Consider the following 15,919-nt stretch of genomic DNA (forward strand, 5'->3'; position numbering starts at 1 on the left):
ACGTGAAAATAGGTGGCGGCGGAAGCGCCTGCTCGCAAGCGCCGAAAACCCGGACCTCCCGGCCGCTTAGCGCGCGCGGAAGGCCGGGCCGATAATTCGTATCGTCATTGCCAGCCGAAGTTTCGTCATAGCGCCGGTTCATAGGCGTTTTTGCCGGGAAAAGGAAGAGAGGAAATTGCCTGCCTACGATCGCGAGGCACTGCCGAATCCGGCATGCACCCGGAACATTCCGACCAGTGCACTCTCAGGAGAAGCAAAGCTTGCGATCGAGTTCGCCCAATGGCGCCACGCCCGCCAGCAGCGCCCTCGCCTCTTCCTCGTCGCGTTTGATCTGGACGACAAGCGCATCGAGGCCATCGAATTTCAGTTCGGGTCTGAGATAGCCGAAGAAGGAGACGGCGCAGAGCTGGCCGTAGAGATCGCCGTGAAAATCGAACAGATAGGTTTCGAGCAGCGGCGCGCCGTTTTCCGTCACCGTCGGGCGGCGGCCGTAGCTCGCGACGGCATCGTGGAGCGTTCCGTCCCGGCGGCGGAAGCGAACGGCGTAGATGCCGGCGGCAAGTTCGGCCTCGGGCGGCAGGCGCATATTGGCGGTAGGAAAACCGAGTTGCCGGCCGAGCTTTTCGCCGTCGATCACCTCGGCTTCGACCGTATAGCGGTAGCCGAGCATGCCGGCGGCTTCGCTGACATTGCCGTCCTTCAGCAGCGCCCGGATATGGCTCGACGAGACGACATCGGCGTTCTCGTCGCGGAAGGCGTCGATCAGGGTGACGCCGAAACCATAGGTCTGGCCGGCATTCATCAGGAAGGCAGGCCCGCCTTCGCGGCCGCGGCCGAAATGGAAATCGAAGCCGGTGACGACTTCGGTGGCGCCTAGCCAATCCTTGAGGATCGAATGGATGAAATCGTCGGCCGAGCGCTGCGAAAATTCGTAGTCGAAAGGATATTCGATGACTGCGTTGAAACCGAGCGTTTCCAGAATCCGGGCCTTGAGCGGCGCGGGTGTCAGCCGGAAGACCGGTGTCTGCGGCCGGAACACCGTGCGCGGATGCGGCTCGAAGGTCAGCACCAGGGCAGGAATACCGCGCGCCTTCGCTATTTCGAGCGCGCGGTTCAGCACCGATTGATGGCCGCGATGCACGCCGTCGAAATTGCCGATGGCAATGACCCCGCCCTTCAGATGGGCAGGCAAGGCTTCGCGGGTTTCATTGCGGTGGAAGACGGTCATCGGCTGGCTTCTCTTCATGCAAGGCGCGGCATCCACCACTTCGGCGCGGCCTTCTCCCGCTCGAGATAGGCGTTGAGGATCGCCTCGTCGGTCTCGCCGTTCAAGGTGTATTCCTTGGCATGGATCCCGCCGCTGATGTAGAGAAGATCCAGGCCGAAATTCAAGGCGCCGCGCACATCCGTCGGCATACCGTCGCCGATCGCCAGCACACGGTCGGTGGAAAAATCGCCGCGAAGCTCGCGGGCGGCCGAAAGCGTCGCCTCGTAAATCGGCCGGTGCGGCTTGCCGGCAATGCGGGTTTTACCGCCGAGCTGCTCGTAATAGGCAGCCATGGCGCCGGCACAGGGGATGATGCGATGGCCGCGTTCGACGACGAGGTCGGGATTGGCGCAGATCATCGGCACGTCGCGCGCCTGGAAATCGAGGAGCATGTCGGTGTAGTCCTCGGGCTTTTCGGTCTCGTCGTCGAAAAAGCCAGTGCAGACGAGCGATTGCGCTTCACCGGCCGGCCGGCGCTCGACGCCGATGCCTTCGAGAAGCGCCTTGTCGCGCTCGGGGCCGAGCAGAAAGACCTTCTTCGGCCCCTCGGAAATCAGCCCTCGGGTGACGTCCCCCGAAGTGACGATCCGGTCATAGGCGTCATCGGGAACGCCGATATGGCGCAGTTGCTCGACCACCTGCCAGGAAAGGCGCGGCGAATTGGTGATGAGGACGACGGCAAGGCCGCTCTCACGCGCGGATTGAAGGGCGGCGGCGGCCTTCGGAAACGGATCCACGCCGTTATGAACGACGCCCCAGACGTCGCAGAGCACCACGTCATAGCGATCCGTGATCTCCGAGAAGTTTCCTATCCGCCTGGCCATTCCAATTTCCCGATTTGCTTCAGTCACCGGTGACATTGCAAAGGCGCAAGGCGATGGCAAGGCATTTTCTTCACCTTGGCAGACAAGATCCTCGGCAACACCGGCGAGAGGGGACGGCAAGGCCTGGCAACGTTGCTATGCCAGACAAGATTTCGGCGGTAACCTCCGATAATTCGCCGCCTCTTCACAATTCCGGCACAAAAATTCGTGATTGCTCTCATTGACTCCTCTCGGAGCCATCCCTAAATGCTCGAGCGCTAGCACTCACCAGAGAGGAGTGCTAACACTTATCCATGCGGACCGCTCCGGTCCGCGAATGTCATTCGATCGAGGGATTAGACAATGGCAAGCACCAATTTCCGTCCGCTTCACGACCGCGTCGTCGTTCGTCGCGTCGAGTCCGAAGAGAAGACCAAGGGCGGCATCATCATTCCCGACACTGCCAAGGAAAAGCCGCAGGAAGGCGAAATCGTCGCCGTCGGCTCCGGCGCACGTGACGAGTCCGGCAAGGTCGTCGCTCTCGACGTCAAGGCTGGCGACCGCGTCCTGTTCGGCAAGTGGTCCGGCACTGAAGTCAAGATCAACGGCGAAGACCTTCTTATCATGAAGGAAGCCGACATCATGGGCATCATCGGCTGATCGGCCGATCCGCTTCCCGAAATGGCTGACGGGCTTGTTGCCCGAACAAATCGAATTCAGGAGACACAAACATGGCAGCTAAAGAAATCAAGTTTGGCCGCACCGCGCGCGAAAAGATGCTGCGCGGCGTCGACATTCTCGCCGACGCAGTGAAGGTCACGCTCGGCCCGAAGGGCCGTAACGTCATCATCGACAAGTCCTTCGGCGCTCCGCGCATCACCAAGGACGGCGTTTCCGTCGCCAAGGAAATCGAACTTGAAGACAAGTTCGAAAACATGGGCGCCCAGATGGTCCGCGAAGTCGCTTCGAAGACCAACGACATCGCCGGTGACGGCACCACGACTGCAACCGTTCTTGCCCAGGCGATCGTTCGCGAAGGCGCCAAGGCCGTTGCCGCAGGCATGAACCCGATGGACCTGAAGCGCGGCATCGATCTCGCCGTTGCCGAAGTCGTCAAGGATCTCCAGGCCAAGGCCAAGAAGATCAACACTTCGGAAGAAGTCGCCCAGGTCGGCACGATCTCCGCAAACGGCGAACGCCAGGTCGGTCTCGACATTGCCGAAGCCATGCAGAAGGTCGGCAACGAAGGCGTCATCACGGTTGAAGAAGCCAAGACCGCCGAAACCGAACTCGAAGTCGTCGAAGGCATGCAGTTCGACCGCGGCTATCTCAGCCCCTACTTCGTCACCAACCCGGAAAAGATGGTTGCCGACCTCGAAGACGTCTTCATTCTCCTCCACGAGAAGAAGCTCTCGAACCTGCAGTCGATGCTCCCGGTTCTCGAAGCCGTCGTCCAGACCGGCAAGCCGCTCCTCATCATCGCTGAAGACGTCGAAGGCGAAGCGCTTGCGACCCTCGTCGTCAACAAGCTGCGCGGTGGCCTCAAGATCGCTGCTGTCAAGGCGCCTGGCTTCGGCGACCGCCGCAAGGCCATGCTCGAAGACATCGCCATCCTGACCGGCGGCACCGTCATCTCCGAAGACCTCGGCATCAAGCTCGAAAGCGTCACGCTCGACATGCTCGGCCGCGCCAAGAAGGTTTCGATCTCCAAGGAAAACACCACGATCGTCGACGGTTCGGGCGCCAAGTCCGACATCGAAGGCCGCGTTGCCCAGATCAAGGCCCAGATCGAAGAAACCACCTCCGACTACGACCGCGAGAAGCTGCAGGAACGTCTTGCCAAGCTCGCTGGTGGCGTTGCGGTCATCCGCGTCGGTGGCTCGACCGAAGTCGAAGTCAAGGAAAAGAAGGACCGCATCGACGACGCCCTCAACGCGACGCGCGCTGCCGTTCAGGAAGGTATCGTACCGGGCGGCGGCGTTGCCCTGCTGCGTTCTTCCGTCAAGATCTCTGCCAAGGGCGTCAACGACGACCAGGAAGCCGGCATCAACATCGTTCGCCGCGCTCTGCAGGCTCCGGCCCGCCAGATCGCTGAAAACGCTGGTGACGAAGCTTCGATCGTTGTCGGCAAGATCCTCGACAAGGATCAGGACAACTACGGCTACAACGCCCAGACCGGCGAATATGGCGACATGATCGGCATGGGCATCATCGACCCTGTCAAGGTCGTTCGTACCGCCCTGCAGGATGCCGCTTCCGTCGCATCGCTGCTGATCACCACCGAAGCCATGATCGCCGAGCTGCCGAAGAAGGACGCTCCGGCTATGCCGGGCGGCATGGGCGGCATGGGTGGAATGGACATGATGTGATAGGCGAAAGCCGTCACTGACATCCATTCCGGCACATCCGGAACAGGAAGGGCGGCCCCCGGGTCGCCCTTTTCTTTTGTCCGCTGCGATTCGTTCCGTTGCGCACTATTTTATCCCGTGCAGCGCGTCAGCCGACCTCGAAGCTTTCGTCAGGCTTGCGTCGCTGCTCTTTTTCCAATGCCGGAAAGTGCGCGGGAGATTGCTTCCGGGGGAAGGTTTCTCACGCAATAGATGCTAAACCGTTCGAAAAATGCCGAAACTGGTCACTTCTGGCTGAAGAGCGTGATGATGCCGACATCTCTCACAAATAATGCCGATCCGAACAGGCTCAAAAAGCCGTTGCCGTTTGTGCAAAAGCTCCTATAAATCCGCGGCTGCAATTGATGCGCGCCCGGCCACGATCATTTTTCGCTGTCAGACGAGCGCGGGAAGGCGATGCCTAATGCGTATTCGAAGGGCTCAGGTCCGCAGACTCGAATGGCTGCAACGATCGCCGAAGTAGGCGCGGGCATCATGCCCGCCGTCCCATGATCCTGTTTCTTTGTGTTTGCCGAGCGTGCGGCGGAGGAGCCGCATCCGAACTGGGGAACGCCTTGTTTAAGATCGCCAAAGCCAATGGAGCCGTGCCCTTGATGACCGGCTCGCTGAACGACAACCATCAAAATCACCAGATGCTGGCGCAGTTGTCGGTTTCCGAAAGCTGGACCGGAGATTTTTCGAGCGGCCTGATCCGTCTCGGCAAATGGAGCGCGATGCTGCACGGCCTCTCCGCCGAGGAATGCGGGCTGCTTAACCTGATCCGCTGCTACGATAGCCAGGATCGAGCCCGCGTGCTGGAACTGTTCGAGCAGGCGGCGACGCACTGCTCCTCCTTCTGCTTTTCAACGACAATCATCATGCCGAACGGCTTGCGCCAGCCACTGTTCTGCATGGGCGAGTCGAACGGGCTCGAGGAGAAATACAGCGGCAGCATGACCGGCGTCTTCATCTTCCCTCGCTTCAAGCTCGAAGGCGCAAGGCAGATCACCAGCCGGCAATAAGACCGGCGACGCTAGATAAAGGCGGCTCAGGGCCCAGCTACTAACGTAAATGTGGAATCGCTAAATTTTGCGGTCCACATTTTCAGCCCACGACCGACGGGTCCATTGCAGCCATCCGTACTATTTCTACTCGCATCAAGCGGTCCGACGGCCAATTTGGATTGGGTAGCTTCATCACCCGCCCGCAAGCGGCCGCCGGCCGCAAAATCAAAGAGGAATCGCAGCGTACCCTTTGGCATAGCGGGAATAGTCATGTTTTACGAAACGTCCGCAAGTGGCGGCGCATAGCGGGCCGCGAGGAAGCACGTCTCGATCAGTATCGGTCACCGCGATGCGGCCGGCATGACATCAGCACCATCCATGACATAGGTCGCATAGCGATGGTCGCGGATCAGGCTTATCTCTTGCCCCCGCCATTCGAGCAGCATGAAATAGGAAGGCCCGCTCGCCGGTTCGGCCGAAACCAGGAAAATTTCCCTGCCTTCCAGCCAGGCCGGTTCGACCCGGACTCGCGGATATTCGGCATAATAGGTGAAAAATCGACCGACATCGGCGGCACCCGAGATTTCAGGCCGTCGCGCCTGGCGAAGCCGAACGTCATCGGCCAGCAAGCGACGGAGCGCGTCCCAATCCTGGGCGTTGAAGAGCGCTGCAAAGTTCAGGGCCTCGGGACTTGGCAACGGCGCAACGTCAGACCGCACGTCGGAGATCGCACGCAATCTCGCCCTACCGCGCGACAGATGGGCCTTGACGGCGTCGACACTCAGTTCGAGCAGCGCTGCGATATCCGCAAGCGACTCTCCCAACACATCCTTGAGGATTACTGCGCTGCGTTGCGGCACCGGCAATTCTGCAAAATGACCCAGGGCGACCCGCACCGTGTCCCGCCGGATCAGCGCGTCCTCAGGACCGACTGCGCTGATATCGGGCAGATCAAAGGCCATCTCAAGGGGCTCCGACCGGCGCGTACTGCGCTGGCGCAGGGAATCTATGGCTCGATTGTGGACGATGCGAAACAGCCACGGCCGCAGCGGCGTGCCAGGTGGGATCGAGCCAGCCGTCGCAAATACCCTGGCAAACGCGTCCTGAATCACGTCCTCGCCGTCGATCACCGAACCCACCAGACGAGCAGCGTAACGATGCAGTTGGGGGCGAAGCGCGTCCGCTTCCCTGGCCAGGTCTGCAAGCAGAGTTTTCCTCTCTTCAGTCCCGAGAGCTGGGTCTTTCGTCATTCGATGACCGTCACACCCGTATCCCCACGCACGGCATAGACCATGGCCTCAGCGAGGCCGGAATCGCCGATCAGTTCGGCGACCGTATCACCGAAAGCCCGCGGCGTCATGTCCGGCCAGGTGGCGGCCTGTTCGGCAAATGTCCGACTCGCCTTCGCAGCATAGGCCCCGATTCCGGTATCGCCCACACCAGTTCCAACGAACATCTGCCGGGGAACGATGACCCGGAACCGCAAGCCCAGGCCGAGTTCCGCCGACAAGTCGTCGGCATATTTTGCAATGAACCACTGCGCGCGCTTGGCGCCGGCATAACCTCCCGATAGTGGGGATCCCTGCACGGCGGCTCCGCTGGAGACCAGCACGAAGAGCCCGCCCGGCGCCATTGGCAAGGTCAGGGCAGCCTGTACCCAATGGAGCGCGGCCTTGACGTCTACATTCCAGTTGGTCGTGAATGCCTCCCAGCCAATCCGGTCGATCCGCTCCATGGGCGGTTTCGCACCGGCATTCATCATGACGACATCAGGTCGCGTCTGCTCCATGATCCGCCACGCCGCGTCGGCATCAGTTGCATCGGCCGATATGGCGGTGACGGCCAGTTGCTCAGCCGGCCCCTGCACAGCCGTCGCGGTTCGGGCGACCACGGTGACTTCGGCAGCGCGAGCAAGGAATGCCTCGGCAAGCCCACTCCCCAAGCCGCGGCTCCCGCCGACGACCACAATTCGCTTTCCTTCCAGATCCATTTCTCAGTCCTCGTTCATTCGACCGCTCGACGACGGTCGCAACAACGACGGTTCAAGGAGGTGAAAAGAGTCATCGCCATCTGCGATTTGTGGAAGCCAGCGTCAAAAAAGTCTGGCTCGACCGAATGCCGCCGTGATTGCGGTCGCCAGCCGAAGCGGATCGCGCCCTTGATACGGGGTTGCTTGTTCCGGTTGACCTATCGCGCCGATCCTCCACATCTGAGGCGATCCCGAATTTCGGCCGATGCGGGTTCTTGCAAAGGTTGACGTTCGCTCCCCGGAAGGGACAGGCAATCGAAGCCGCCTTGAATGTCTGAGGAAATCTCCGGCATGAGTAATGCCCCGACCACCAGGGTTATTGGGGTTTTGCTTAAGATGGTCCTCACGATTCCACGTTAGTGGCCGGGCGGCAGGGCGGCCTTTTGCATTTGCCGGCGGATCGTCCGTTACTCCGGTTTGACAGGAATGTTGAGGCCTCTGGCGCTTGCCGGGCGCGCGATGCAGCGCTCTAGCCAATCGGAAACGGCGGGGAACTTCGCATATTCGAGAATCTCACGGCCGCCATAGAAGATATCGGCGCCGCGGACCCAGGTGAAAGTGGTGATGTCGGCAATCGTATATTGATCACCCATGATCCATTGGCGGCCTTTCAGCCGGCCTTCGAGCACGCCGAGCAGCCGCTTGGATTCATCGCGGTAGCGCTCCACGGGATAGGAATTATTGGCGACCTTGTCGGCGGCGAATTTGTGGAAATGGCCGAACTGACCGAGCATCGGACCGATCCCGGCCATCTGGAAAAACACCCACTGGATGCATTCATAGCGGCCGGCGGCATCGGCGGGGATGAGCTTTCCGGTCTTTTCGGCGAGGTAGAGCAGGATGGCGCCAGATTCGAACAGCCCGATCGGCTTTCCCCCAGGCCCGTTCGGATCGATGATCGCCGGAATGCGGCCGTTCGGATTGAGCGATTCGAATTCCGGCGACTTCTGCTCGTTGGCGGCAAAGGAAATATAGTGCGGCTCATAGGGGAGCCCGAGCTCTTCGAGGGCGACCGATACCTTCACCCCGTTCGGCGTCTGCAGTGAATAAAGCTGGATGATATCGGGATTTTTCGCCGGCCAGCGCGTGGTGATCGGAAATGCGGAAAGATCTGCCATAAGAGACTCCATATTATCGGCCGACCATAGAAGACGATGCTCCGGAAAGGCAAGCGAGGGTATTGTTCCATATTGTTGAACGAAGCGTCCCCTTCTGTTTATCTTTCCATGACGGAAGAAATCGGCGACATAGGGGTATCAGAGATCCACAGCGTGCCGGGGCACCAAGATCTCCCGAGCCTTCAAACGGAGACAATATCCATGTCGAACGCCATCATCCTGATTGCCCGCATTCTTCTGTCATTCATGTTCATCCTTTCCGGCTTCATGAAGCTGACCGATCCCGCCGGTACTGCGGGCATGATCGCCGGTGCCGGCCTGCCGGCGGCAACCCTGTTGGCCTATGTCGCAGGCCTTTTCGAACTGCTGGCCGGCCTTGCGGTTCTCGCAGGCTTCCAGGTCCGTATTGCCGGCTGGCTGCTCGCTGGCTTCTGTGTCTTTACGGGCGTTGCCTTCCATCTGCCCTACGCTAGCGGCACGGAACTCGTGAACATTCTCAACCAGATCATGGTTATGAAGAACATCACGCTGGCCGGCGCGTACATCCTGCTCGCCACCGTCGGCGCCGGTGCCTATTCGATCGACGCACGCCGTGGTCTGCAGGCCGTCGCTGCCCGCTAATTCCATCTCCTCCCAAGCATGCAAAACCCGCCGTCATTGAACTGACGGCGGGTTTTCTTACGCGTTGATAGTAGAGATTAGAGGGCGGCGCGCACCGCGTCGACGATCGCCTGCACGACCGGCGAGTCCACGTGGCTCTCCTTGCGGGCACGCACGAGGCAAGCCTCTGAATGCAGAATGACACCGTCTTGGAGCACCTTCAGATGATTGGCCCGTAGCGTCGAGCCGGTGGAGGTGATATCGACGATGATATCGGCCGAACCGGAGGCGGGAGCGCCCTCGGTGGCACCCAGGCTTTCGACGATGCGATAAAGCTGGATGCCATGCTGGCTCGAAAAGAATTGCTGGGTCAGGCGCCAGTACTTGGTGGCGATGGCAAGGCGTCGGCCGTGGCGGGCGCGGAAATCGGCGGCGACATCGCCGAGATCGGCCATGGTGTCGACATCGAGCCAGATCTCGGGCACCGCGACGACGACATCGGCGTGGCCGAAGCCGAGCCGGGCGCAGAATTCGACACGCTTGTCGACCTCGGAAAAGCCCTCGCGCATGAGGTCCTCGCCGGTAACGCCGAAATCGACGGTGCCGTTGCCGAGCTCGCGGGAGATTTCCGACGCCGACAGGAAGGCGATCTCGACATCATCCCAGCCTTCGACGCGGCCGCGATAAGAGCGGTCGTTGCCAACCGCCGAGATCGGCATGCCGGCCCGCTCGAATATCGACGAAGCGTCGTCCTTCATCCGACCCTTCGAGGGGAGCGCGATCGTGATGGTCATGCGGTTGCCCTTTCGGTTTCGATGCGGTCGAGCCAGAAGGAGAAGCCGACAGCCGGAATGCGATCCGTCGCGCCGAGGAAGGTTAAGAGCCGGTCGAAGCGGCCGCCGCCGGCTAGAACCGCGCTCGAACCTTCCACCGTCACCTCGAAGACGAGACCGGTGTAATAATCGAGCGGACGCCCGAAAGCGGCGCGATAGTCCAGGCAGGACAGATCGACGCCGGCATCGGCAAGGGCGGCAACGCGGCCGTTGAAGCGCGACAGCGCATTGCCGAGCTTCAGGCCGGCAGCGTCGGCAAAGCCGGCAAGTGCTGCGGACGCATTGACGAGCGGTACGTGCAGCGACAGGAACTGTTCCAGCACATGGAAGGCGGCATCGTCGAGACGCGTCTCGGACAGGATGAGCTTTTCCTTGAGGCGCCGGGCGATCTCCAGAGGCGAGCGGCTGGCATTCGTCGAGTAACCCGTCGCCTGCATCTCGTGCTCGATATGGGCGACCAGCGCCTGATCGTCGCCTGATGCAACAATCCTGGCGATATCATCGTCAAGGCCGGTGACGAATTGCGGGCTGACGAGGCCGGCCAGCAGCGCCTCCAGCTGCCTCATGTTGCCGAAAGCGTGGATCAGTCGCTTCTGCCAGCCGAGCGGCAGGCCGAGCGCCTGGACGACCGCCTCGAACACCGCCTGATCGCCCAACGTCACGGCTAAGCGCCGGCCCGGCAGCAGGCGGGCGAGAATGCCGGTGGCGTCGCCGATGGCGCGCGCATCGGCGCCCGGTATGTCGATGTCGCCGAGATCCTCGATGCCGGCCTGATAGAATTCATTGGCGCCGTCGCGGCGCTGGCGGAAGACCTCGCCGAGATAGGCGTAACGCTTGGGCGTGCCGGTCGCCGTCTCGATGTGGCGCAGACAGACGGGGATGGTGAATTCGGGGCGCAGGCAAAGGCTGGCGCCAGTTTCGCTCTCGGTCATGAAGATGCGCCGGCGCAGATCCTCGCCGGCAATATCGAGGAACGGCTCGGCCGGCTGAATGACCGGCGTATCGATGCGCTCCGCGTTGCGGGCGTCAAATTCGGCAAGCAGCTCGCTGGAGAATTCGGGGAGGTTGATCAGGGGCATTGGGTTGACTTCCCTCTTCTCCCCAACGGGGAGAAGATGCCCGACAGGGCAGATGAGGGGGATGAGGAGTGTAAACGACGAATGTCCTGAGCGGCGAGCGAAGGACAGCTTCTGCCGTGGCGCCCCCTCATCCGACCCTTCGAGCCACCTTCTCTCCGAGGGGAGAAGGGGAGTTCTCTCTCAAATGTCGTCATCTGTGTCACCGGCTTGAGCGGGATCATATGGAGTTTCGAAGCGAGAGCCTGCCCTCTTCCGATCTTCCGCCTGCGCCGCAAGGATATCTCGCACCTTGGTGACGAGATCGGCTTCCGCAACCGTCTCCTGCGCCACGCGGGCCTCGCGCCAGCTGGCATTGTCCTCGATTTCGCCAGAGAGCCGCTTGCCCTCGATCAGATCCTTGATCTGCACGACGCCTTGGGCGCGCTCGTCGCCGCCCTGGATGATGGCAATGGGGCAGCCGCGGCGGTCGGCATATTTCAGCTGGTTGCCGAATTTCTTCCAGTTGCCCTGGAACATCTCGGCGCGGATGCCGGCGGCGCGCAGCTGCTGGGTCATCTTCTGATAGCGGCCCATCGCCTCGACGTCGCCGTCCATCACCGTCACCAGCACCGGCTCGATCACCGCGCTCGCTCCGAGCTTGCCGAGGTTCTTCAGCGCCGTCATCAGGCGCGAGACGCCGATCGAAAAGCCGGTCGCCGGCACCGGTTGGCCCATGAAGCGGGAGACCAGGCCGTCATAACGGCCGCCGCCACCGACCGAGCCGAAGACGACCTTCTCGCCCTTTTCATTGGTGACGTCGAAGAGAAGCTCGGCCTCATAGACCGGGCCGGTATAATATTCGAGGCCGCGCACGACCGAGGGGTCGATCTTGATGCGGTCGGCGCCATAGCCGGCGCTCGCAACGAGCGCGCCAATGAAATTCAGTTCCTCGACGCCTTCGACGCCCTTTGACGTCCCCGCAACGAGTTCGGCCAGACGTCCGGCGCTTTCGGCATAATCCTTGATGCCGACGAAGAACAGCACCTTGTCGATCTGCTCCTGATTGAGGCCGGCGCCCTTGGTGAAGTCGCCCGATTCATCCTTGCGGCCGGGGCCGAGGAGCAGCGAGACACCTTCCGGCCCGAACTTGTCGAGCTTATCGATGGCGCGCAGAACGTTGAGCCGCTGGCCGGCCTTGTCGTCGCCGCCGAGGCCGATCGCCTCCAAGACGCCGTCCAGAACCTTGCGGTTGTTGACGCGGATGACGTAGTCGCCGCGCTTGATGCCGAGGGCCTCGAGCGTATCGGCCATCATCATGCACATTTCGGCATCGGCCTGAACACCAGGCGCGCCCACGGTATCGGCATCGAACTGCATGAACTGGCGGAAGCGGCCGGGGCCGGGCTTCTCGTTACGGAAGACGTAGCCGGCGCGATAGGTGCGGTAGGGAAGCTGGATCTCGTTGAAATTTTCCGCGACGTGGCGGGCAAGCGGCGCCGTCAGGTCGTAACGCAGCGACATCCACTGCTCGTCATCATCCTGCAGCGAGAAGACGCCCTCGTTCGGCCGGTCGCTGTCGGGCAGAAACTTGCCGAGCGCATCGGTATATTCGAACAGCGGCGTTTCCACAGGATCGAAACCATAATGCTCATAGACTTCCCGGATCTTTGCCGTCATCTCGTTGACGGCGCGGATATCGTCGGCCGAGCGGTCGACGAAGCCGCGCGGCAGGCGGGCCTTGAGCTTTTGCGGTTTCTTCTGCTTGTCGTTCATTTCCGGGAATTCCGCTGACTGTGACAGTGGCGGTGTCCTAGCGGATTGGGCGGGGAGCGGCAAGGGCGAAGGGCCTTGATGGCACTGCCGGAATCGATTGAACGAGAGGCATTGTTCAGAATGCGGATATGCTCATGATCACCGAGGCGCTCCTCTATGCCGCGACGTTGCCGCTGACCGGCAAGCGCCATCGAAAGTTCATCCGCTATTCCGTCAATCTCTGGTCGCGGGCTGGACGCTGCGCCCGTAATTGGGCCGACCACGAAGAGAAGAGCCGCAATGCGATCCGTGCGGCGGCGGCCGGGCTCCGTCAGAAACGGACCGCCGTCGTGCTCGGCTCCGGCCTGTTGCGGGACGTGCCGATCGACGAGCTGGTACGCGATTTCGACACGGTCGTGCTCATCGATCTCGTTCATCTCGCCTCAGTACGGCTGTGGCTTGCGGCCAAGGGCTATCGCAACGTCCGGCTGATCGAGCGCGATCTCTCCGGCTATGACGAACTCGCGGCCGGGCAAGAAGCCGAACCGCTCGGCTTCCTTCGTAGCGTGCCCTATCTCGATTTCGTGGTTTCCGCCAATCTCTTGTCGCAGATCGGCCGCGGCGTGAAACGGCGCCATGAGGCAGAGGCGGCCGGTCGAATGCCTGAAGACACTGTGGAGAGGCTGGTCGCTGCGCATCTCAGCGGCCTTTCGGGACTTTCCTGCCGGCATTGCCTCGTGACCGACATCGCCTATGCCGTCATCGACCGCAACGGCAAAACACATGAGGAGGCCGACTTGCTGCATGGCATCGCCCCGCCACCGGCGAAAGCGGTCTGGACATGGCCGGTCGCTCCGCTCGGCGAAGAGCGCAGGGATTACCGGATCGAACACAAGGTGATTGCCGCCTGGTGAAAGGCCTGTCGCGCCGTCGACGATTGAGATTTGCGTTACTGACTTGGCTTCCGTCGGGATTTGCCTACATTGGAACTCATGCGCACGCTCGCTCTCATGACGATGGTACTCGGCTGGCTGGTCTACAGCGCGATGTCCGCATGGGCAGGCTGTCCGACATGCGCATCGATGAACGGGCCGGCGGCCCCCAAGTCCGCCACCATGGATCACGCGATGGCCGGGATGGACATGTCCGGAGCGACGGGCAAGGCGCAGGCGCTGAAAGATCCCTGCGCTGCCGGCAGGGCGGCGCAAATGCCACTTTGTGCGGCCTGTCTGTTGCTGCCGCCGGCGGCCATGACGGCCGCTGGTGTAAAGCCGGTTTTCGCCTATCCCGCGCCGGCGCTTGCCCGCGTCCTGGATGACGATCGCCCTGCTCCGCTGGCGCCCCCTCCCCGAATGTTCTGATCTCGGATTCTTTCATGCCGAACGGGCGGCAGGCGCCGCCCAAAAACCTATTGTCAGACAGAGGAAGGAACTCTCATGTCTCTGAAAATCATCGCCATCACCGCAGTGCTCGCTGCCCTTGCTTCGCCCGCTCTTGCCAAAGACAAACCCATGGACATGAGCAAGCCGATGACCGGCCACGACGACTCCAGCCAGGCGTTCAAGAAGGCGAACGACAAGATGCACGAGGATATGATGATCAAGTACAGTGGCGACGCCGATACGGATTTCGTCCGCAGCATGATCCCCCACCATCAGGGAGCGATCGACATGGCCAAGATCGAGCTCCAGTACGGAAAGGACCCCGATCTGCGCAAACTCGCCGAAGCCGTCATCAAGGCACAGGAAGCCGAGATTACGGAGATGAATGCCTGGCTCAAAGCTCACGGCAAATAGCCGATCGTCTGGAAACGGGGACGCCGGATCTTTCCGGCGTCCCTGCGAAGTGCTGGACCGGATTTCGGCGATCAGTCCTTCGGCTCGAAATCGGCCGGGCGTCGGCCGGCTCCCTGCCTTGCCAGCATCCAGCCCGGATATTCAGGCGCCAGCGCGCTTACCTCGTCGAGCCTCTGCATATCGCCTTCGTCGAGCTTCAGCCTGACGGCGGCGAGGTTCTGGTCGAGCTGATCGACACGCTTAGCGCCGATGATGACCGAGGTGACGAAAGGCTTTGCGAGGATGTAGGCGAGCGCAACGGTCGCGACGCTGACGCCATGCTTTTCGGCAATCTCGCGCATGACGGCGACGCAGGCCCAGGCCCTGCCCTTGTCGACCGGCGGGAAGTCGAAATTGGCGCGGCGGCCCTCGCCGTTGCCGGGGGCGCCCGGACCATACTTGCCGGAGAGCAGGCCGCCGGCGAGCGGCGACCAGACCATCAGGCCGAGCTTTTCCTCCTGCATCATCGGCACGATGTCCCGTTCGAGATCACGGCCGGCGATGGAATAATAGGCCTGCACCGTTTCGAACCGGGCAAAGCCGCGGCGTTCGGAGAGACCGAGCGCCTTGGAAATGCGCCAGGCCTGCCAGTTGGAGACGCCGATATAGCGCACAAGACCACGCGAAACGAGATCGTCGAAAGCGCGCAACGTCTCCTCGATCGGCGTCACCGTATCTGTCGCGTGGATCTGATAGAGGTCGATATGATCGGTCTGCAACCGCTTGAGGCTCGCCTCGACCGAATCCATGATATGGCCGCGCGAGGCGCCGCGGTCGTTCGGCTTGTCGCCCATGACGCCATAGACCTTGGTGGCGATGACGACGTCCTTGCGGGGGATGTCGAGGTTCTTCAGCGCTTGGCCGAGCAGCCTTTCGGACTCGCCTGATGAATAGACATCGGCCGTGTCGATGAAATTGACGCCTGCTGCCAGCGAGCGCTCGACTATCCGGTCGGCGGCATTCTGGTCGACATCGGCGATGGCGCCCCACATGCTGCCTTCTTTGGCTTCGCCGAAGGTCATCGTGCCCAGGCAGATTTCCGAGACAAAAAGTCCCGTATTTCCGAGTTGATTGTAACGCATGGTCGAAAAAATCCTTTGTGTCTGCCGCAAGAGGGACTTGCGAACGGAAGAACTTCATCTTTTGATTATTGGCCTGCGCGCGACAGGCACAGCCGTGGCTGGCTGCTGGGTGAGGCCCATTCGATGTAGTGCGACGGCGGCGCTTTTCAAC

The 15,919-nt window shown here is 61.5% G+C and carries 16 protein-coding genes; 7 read left to right on the top strand and 9 right to left on the bottom strand.

Annotated elements, in window-relative coordinates; all coding sequences use genetic code 11:
* Window positions 1–244: 244 nt before the first annotated feature.
* Both PH551_RS20950 and PH551_RS20955 read right to left on the bottom strand, forming a co-directional pair.
* Window positions 245–1,228, bottom strand: coding sequence for a bifunctional riboflavin kinase/FAD synthetase (locus tag PH551_RS20950; protein WP_085779972.1), 984 nt, complete (start codon window positions 1,226–1,228; stop codon window positions 245–247).
* Window positions 1,229–1,242: 14 nt separating this feature from the next.
* Window positions 1,243–2,091: a TIGR01459 family HAD-type hydrolase gene (locus tag PH551_RS20955; protein ID WP_285194789.1), complete on the bottom strand. Its 849-nt coding sequence runs from the start codon at window positions 2,089–2,091 to the stop codon at window positions 1,243–1,245.
* 342 nt (window positions 2,092–2,433) lie between these two features.
* Here PH551_RS20955 and groES point away from each other — a divergent pair, with 342 nt between their 5' ends.
* The 3 genes from groES (at window position 2,434) to PH551_RS20970 (ending at window position 5,479) form a co-directional block, all read left to right on the top strand.
* Window positions 2,434–2,730 (top strand): co-chaperone GroES, encoded by a 297-nt coding sequence (groES, locus tag PH551_RS20960; RefSeq protein WP_004675403.1) that lies wholly within the window; start codon window positions 2,434–2,436, stop codon window positions 2,728–2,730.
* A gap of 71 nt (window positions 2,731–2,801) precedes the next feature.
* Window positions 2,802–4,439 carry a chaperonin GroEL gene (gene groL, locus PH551_RS20965; protein WP_088396568.1) on the top strand — a complete coding sequence of 546 codons (1,638 nt, stop codon included), beginning with the start codon at window positions 2,802–2,804 and terminating at the stop codon, window positions 4,437–4,439.
* Window positions 4,440–5,032: 593 nt separating this feature from the next.
* Window positions 5,033–5,479, top strand: coding sequence for a hypothetical protein (locus PH551_RS20970; RefSeq protein ID WP_285194794.1), 447 nt, complete (start codon window positions 5,033–5,035; stop codon window positions 5,477–5,479).
* Window positions 5,480–5,802: 323 nt separating this feature from the next.
* Here the strand turns inward: PH551_RS20970 and PH551_RS20975 are convergent, their stop codons facing one another.
* The 3 genes from PH551_RS20975 to PH551_RS20985 all read right to left on the bottom strand — a co-directional run bounded on the left by PH551_RS20975 (window position 5,803) and on the right by PH551_RS20985 (window position 8,608).
* Window positions 5,803–6,711, bottom strand: a complete 909-nt coding sequence (locus tag PH551_RS20975) for a sigma-70 family RNA polymerase sigma factor (RefSeq protein WP_285194795.1) — start codon at window positions 6,709–6,711, stop codon at window positions 5,803–5,805.
* On the bottom strand, window positions 6,708–7,451 hold the full coding sequence (locus PH551_RS20980; protein WP_285194796.1) for an SDR family NAD(P)-dependent oxidoreductase: 744 nt from the start codon (window positions 7,449–7,451) through the stop codon (window positions 6,708–6,710). Before PH551_RS20980 ends, PH551_RS20975 begins: the two co-directional genes overlap by 4 nt.
* 446 nt (window positions 7,452–7,897) lie before the next feature.
* The gene (locus tag PH551_RS20985; protein ID WP_285194797.1) at window positions 7,898–8,608 is read right to left on the bottom strand and encodes a glutathione binding-like protein; all 711 of its coding nucleotides are present in this window, start codon (window positions 8,606–8,608) and stop codon (window positions 7,898–7,900) included.
* A 201-nt stretch (window positions 8,609–8,809) separates the two neighbouring features.
* Here PH551_RS20985 and PH551_RS20990 point away from each other — a divergent pair, with 201 nt between their 5' ends.
* Window positions 8,810–9,229: a DoxX family protein gene (locus PH551_RS20990; RefSeq protein ID WP_085777104.1), complete on the top strand. Its 420-nt coding sequence runs from the start codon at window positions 8,810–8,812 to the stop codon at window positions 9,227–9,229.
* Window positions 9,230–9,306: 77 nt separating this feature from the next.
* Here the strand turns inward: PH551_RS20990 and hisG are convergent, their stop codons facing one another.
* The 3 genes from hisG to hisS form a co-directional block, all read right to left on the bottom strand.
* Complete coding sequence (gene hisG, locus PH551_RS20995) at window positions 9,307–10,002, bottom strand: ATP phosphoribosyltransferase (protein ID WP_285194798.1); 696 nt, start codon at window positions 10,000–10,002, stop codon at window positions 9,307–9,309.
* Window positions 9,999–11,120: an ATP phosphoribosyltransferase regulatory subunit gene (locus PH551_RS21000; RefSeq protein ID WP_285194799.1), complete on the bottom strand. Its 1,122-nt coding sequence runs from the start codon at window positions 11,118–11,120 to the stop codon at window positions 9,999–10,001. The genes hisG and PH551_RS21000 overlap by 4 nt, the downstream gene beginning before the upstream one ends.
* Window positions 11,121–11,300: 180 nt before the next feature.
* Entirely contained in the window at window positions 11,301–12,872 is a 1,572-nt protein-coding gene (hisS, locus tag PH551_RS21005) for a histidine--tRNA ligase (RefSeq protein WP_285194800.1), read from the bottom strand.
* Window positions 12,873–13,000: 128 nt separating this feature from the next.
* On the opposite strand from hisS, the gene PH551_RS21010 reads away from it, so the two are divergent.
* From PH551_RS21010 to copM, 3 genes are all read left to right on the top strand, one after another.
* Window positions 13,001–13,765: a hypothetical protein gene (locus tag PH551_RS21010; protein ID WP_285194801.1), complete on the top strand. Its 765-nt coding sequence runs from the start codon at window positions 13,001–13,003 to the stop codon at window positions 13,763–13,765.
* Window positions 13,766–13,843: 78 nt separating this feature from the next.
* A complete protein-coding gene (locus tag PH551_RS21015; protein WP_085777099.1) occupies window positions 13,844–14,212 on the top strand; it encodes a hypothetical protein in 369 nt (122 codons plus the stop codon).
* A 75-nt stretch (window positions 14,213–14,287) separates the two neighbouring features.
* Complete coding sequence (copM, locus tag PH551_RS21020; RefSeq protein WP_285194802.1) at window positions 14,288–14,647, top strand: CopM family metallochaperone; 360 nt, start codon at window positions 14,288–14,290, stop codon at window positions 14,645–14,647.
* 71 nt (window positions 14,648–14,718) lie between these two features.
* Here copM and PH551_RS21025 read toward each other — a convergent pair whose 3' ends face one another.
* Entirely contained in the window at window positions 14,719–15,768 is a 1,050-nt protein-coding gene (locus PH551_RS21025) for an aldo/keto reductase (protein ID WP_285194803.1), read from the bottom strand.
* Between the last annotated feature and the right edge of the window lie 151 nt (window positions 15,769–15,919).

The sequence above is a fragment of the Rhizobium atlanticum genome, from assembly GCF_030182485.1.
Lineage (GTDB): Bacteria > Pseudomonadota > Alphaproteobacteria > Rhizobiales > Rhizobiaceae > Rhizobium.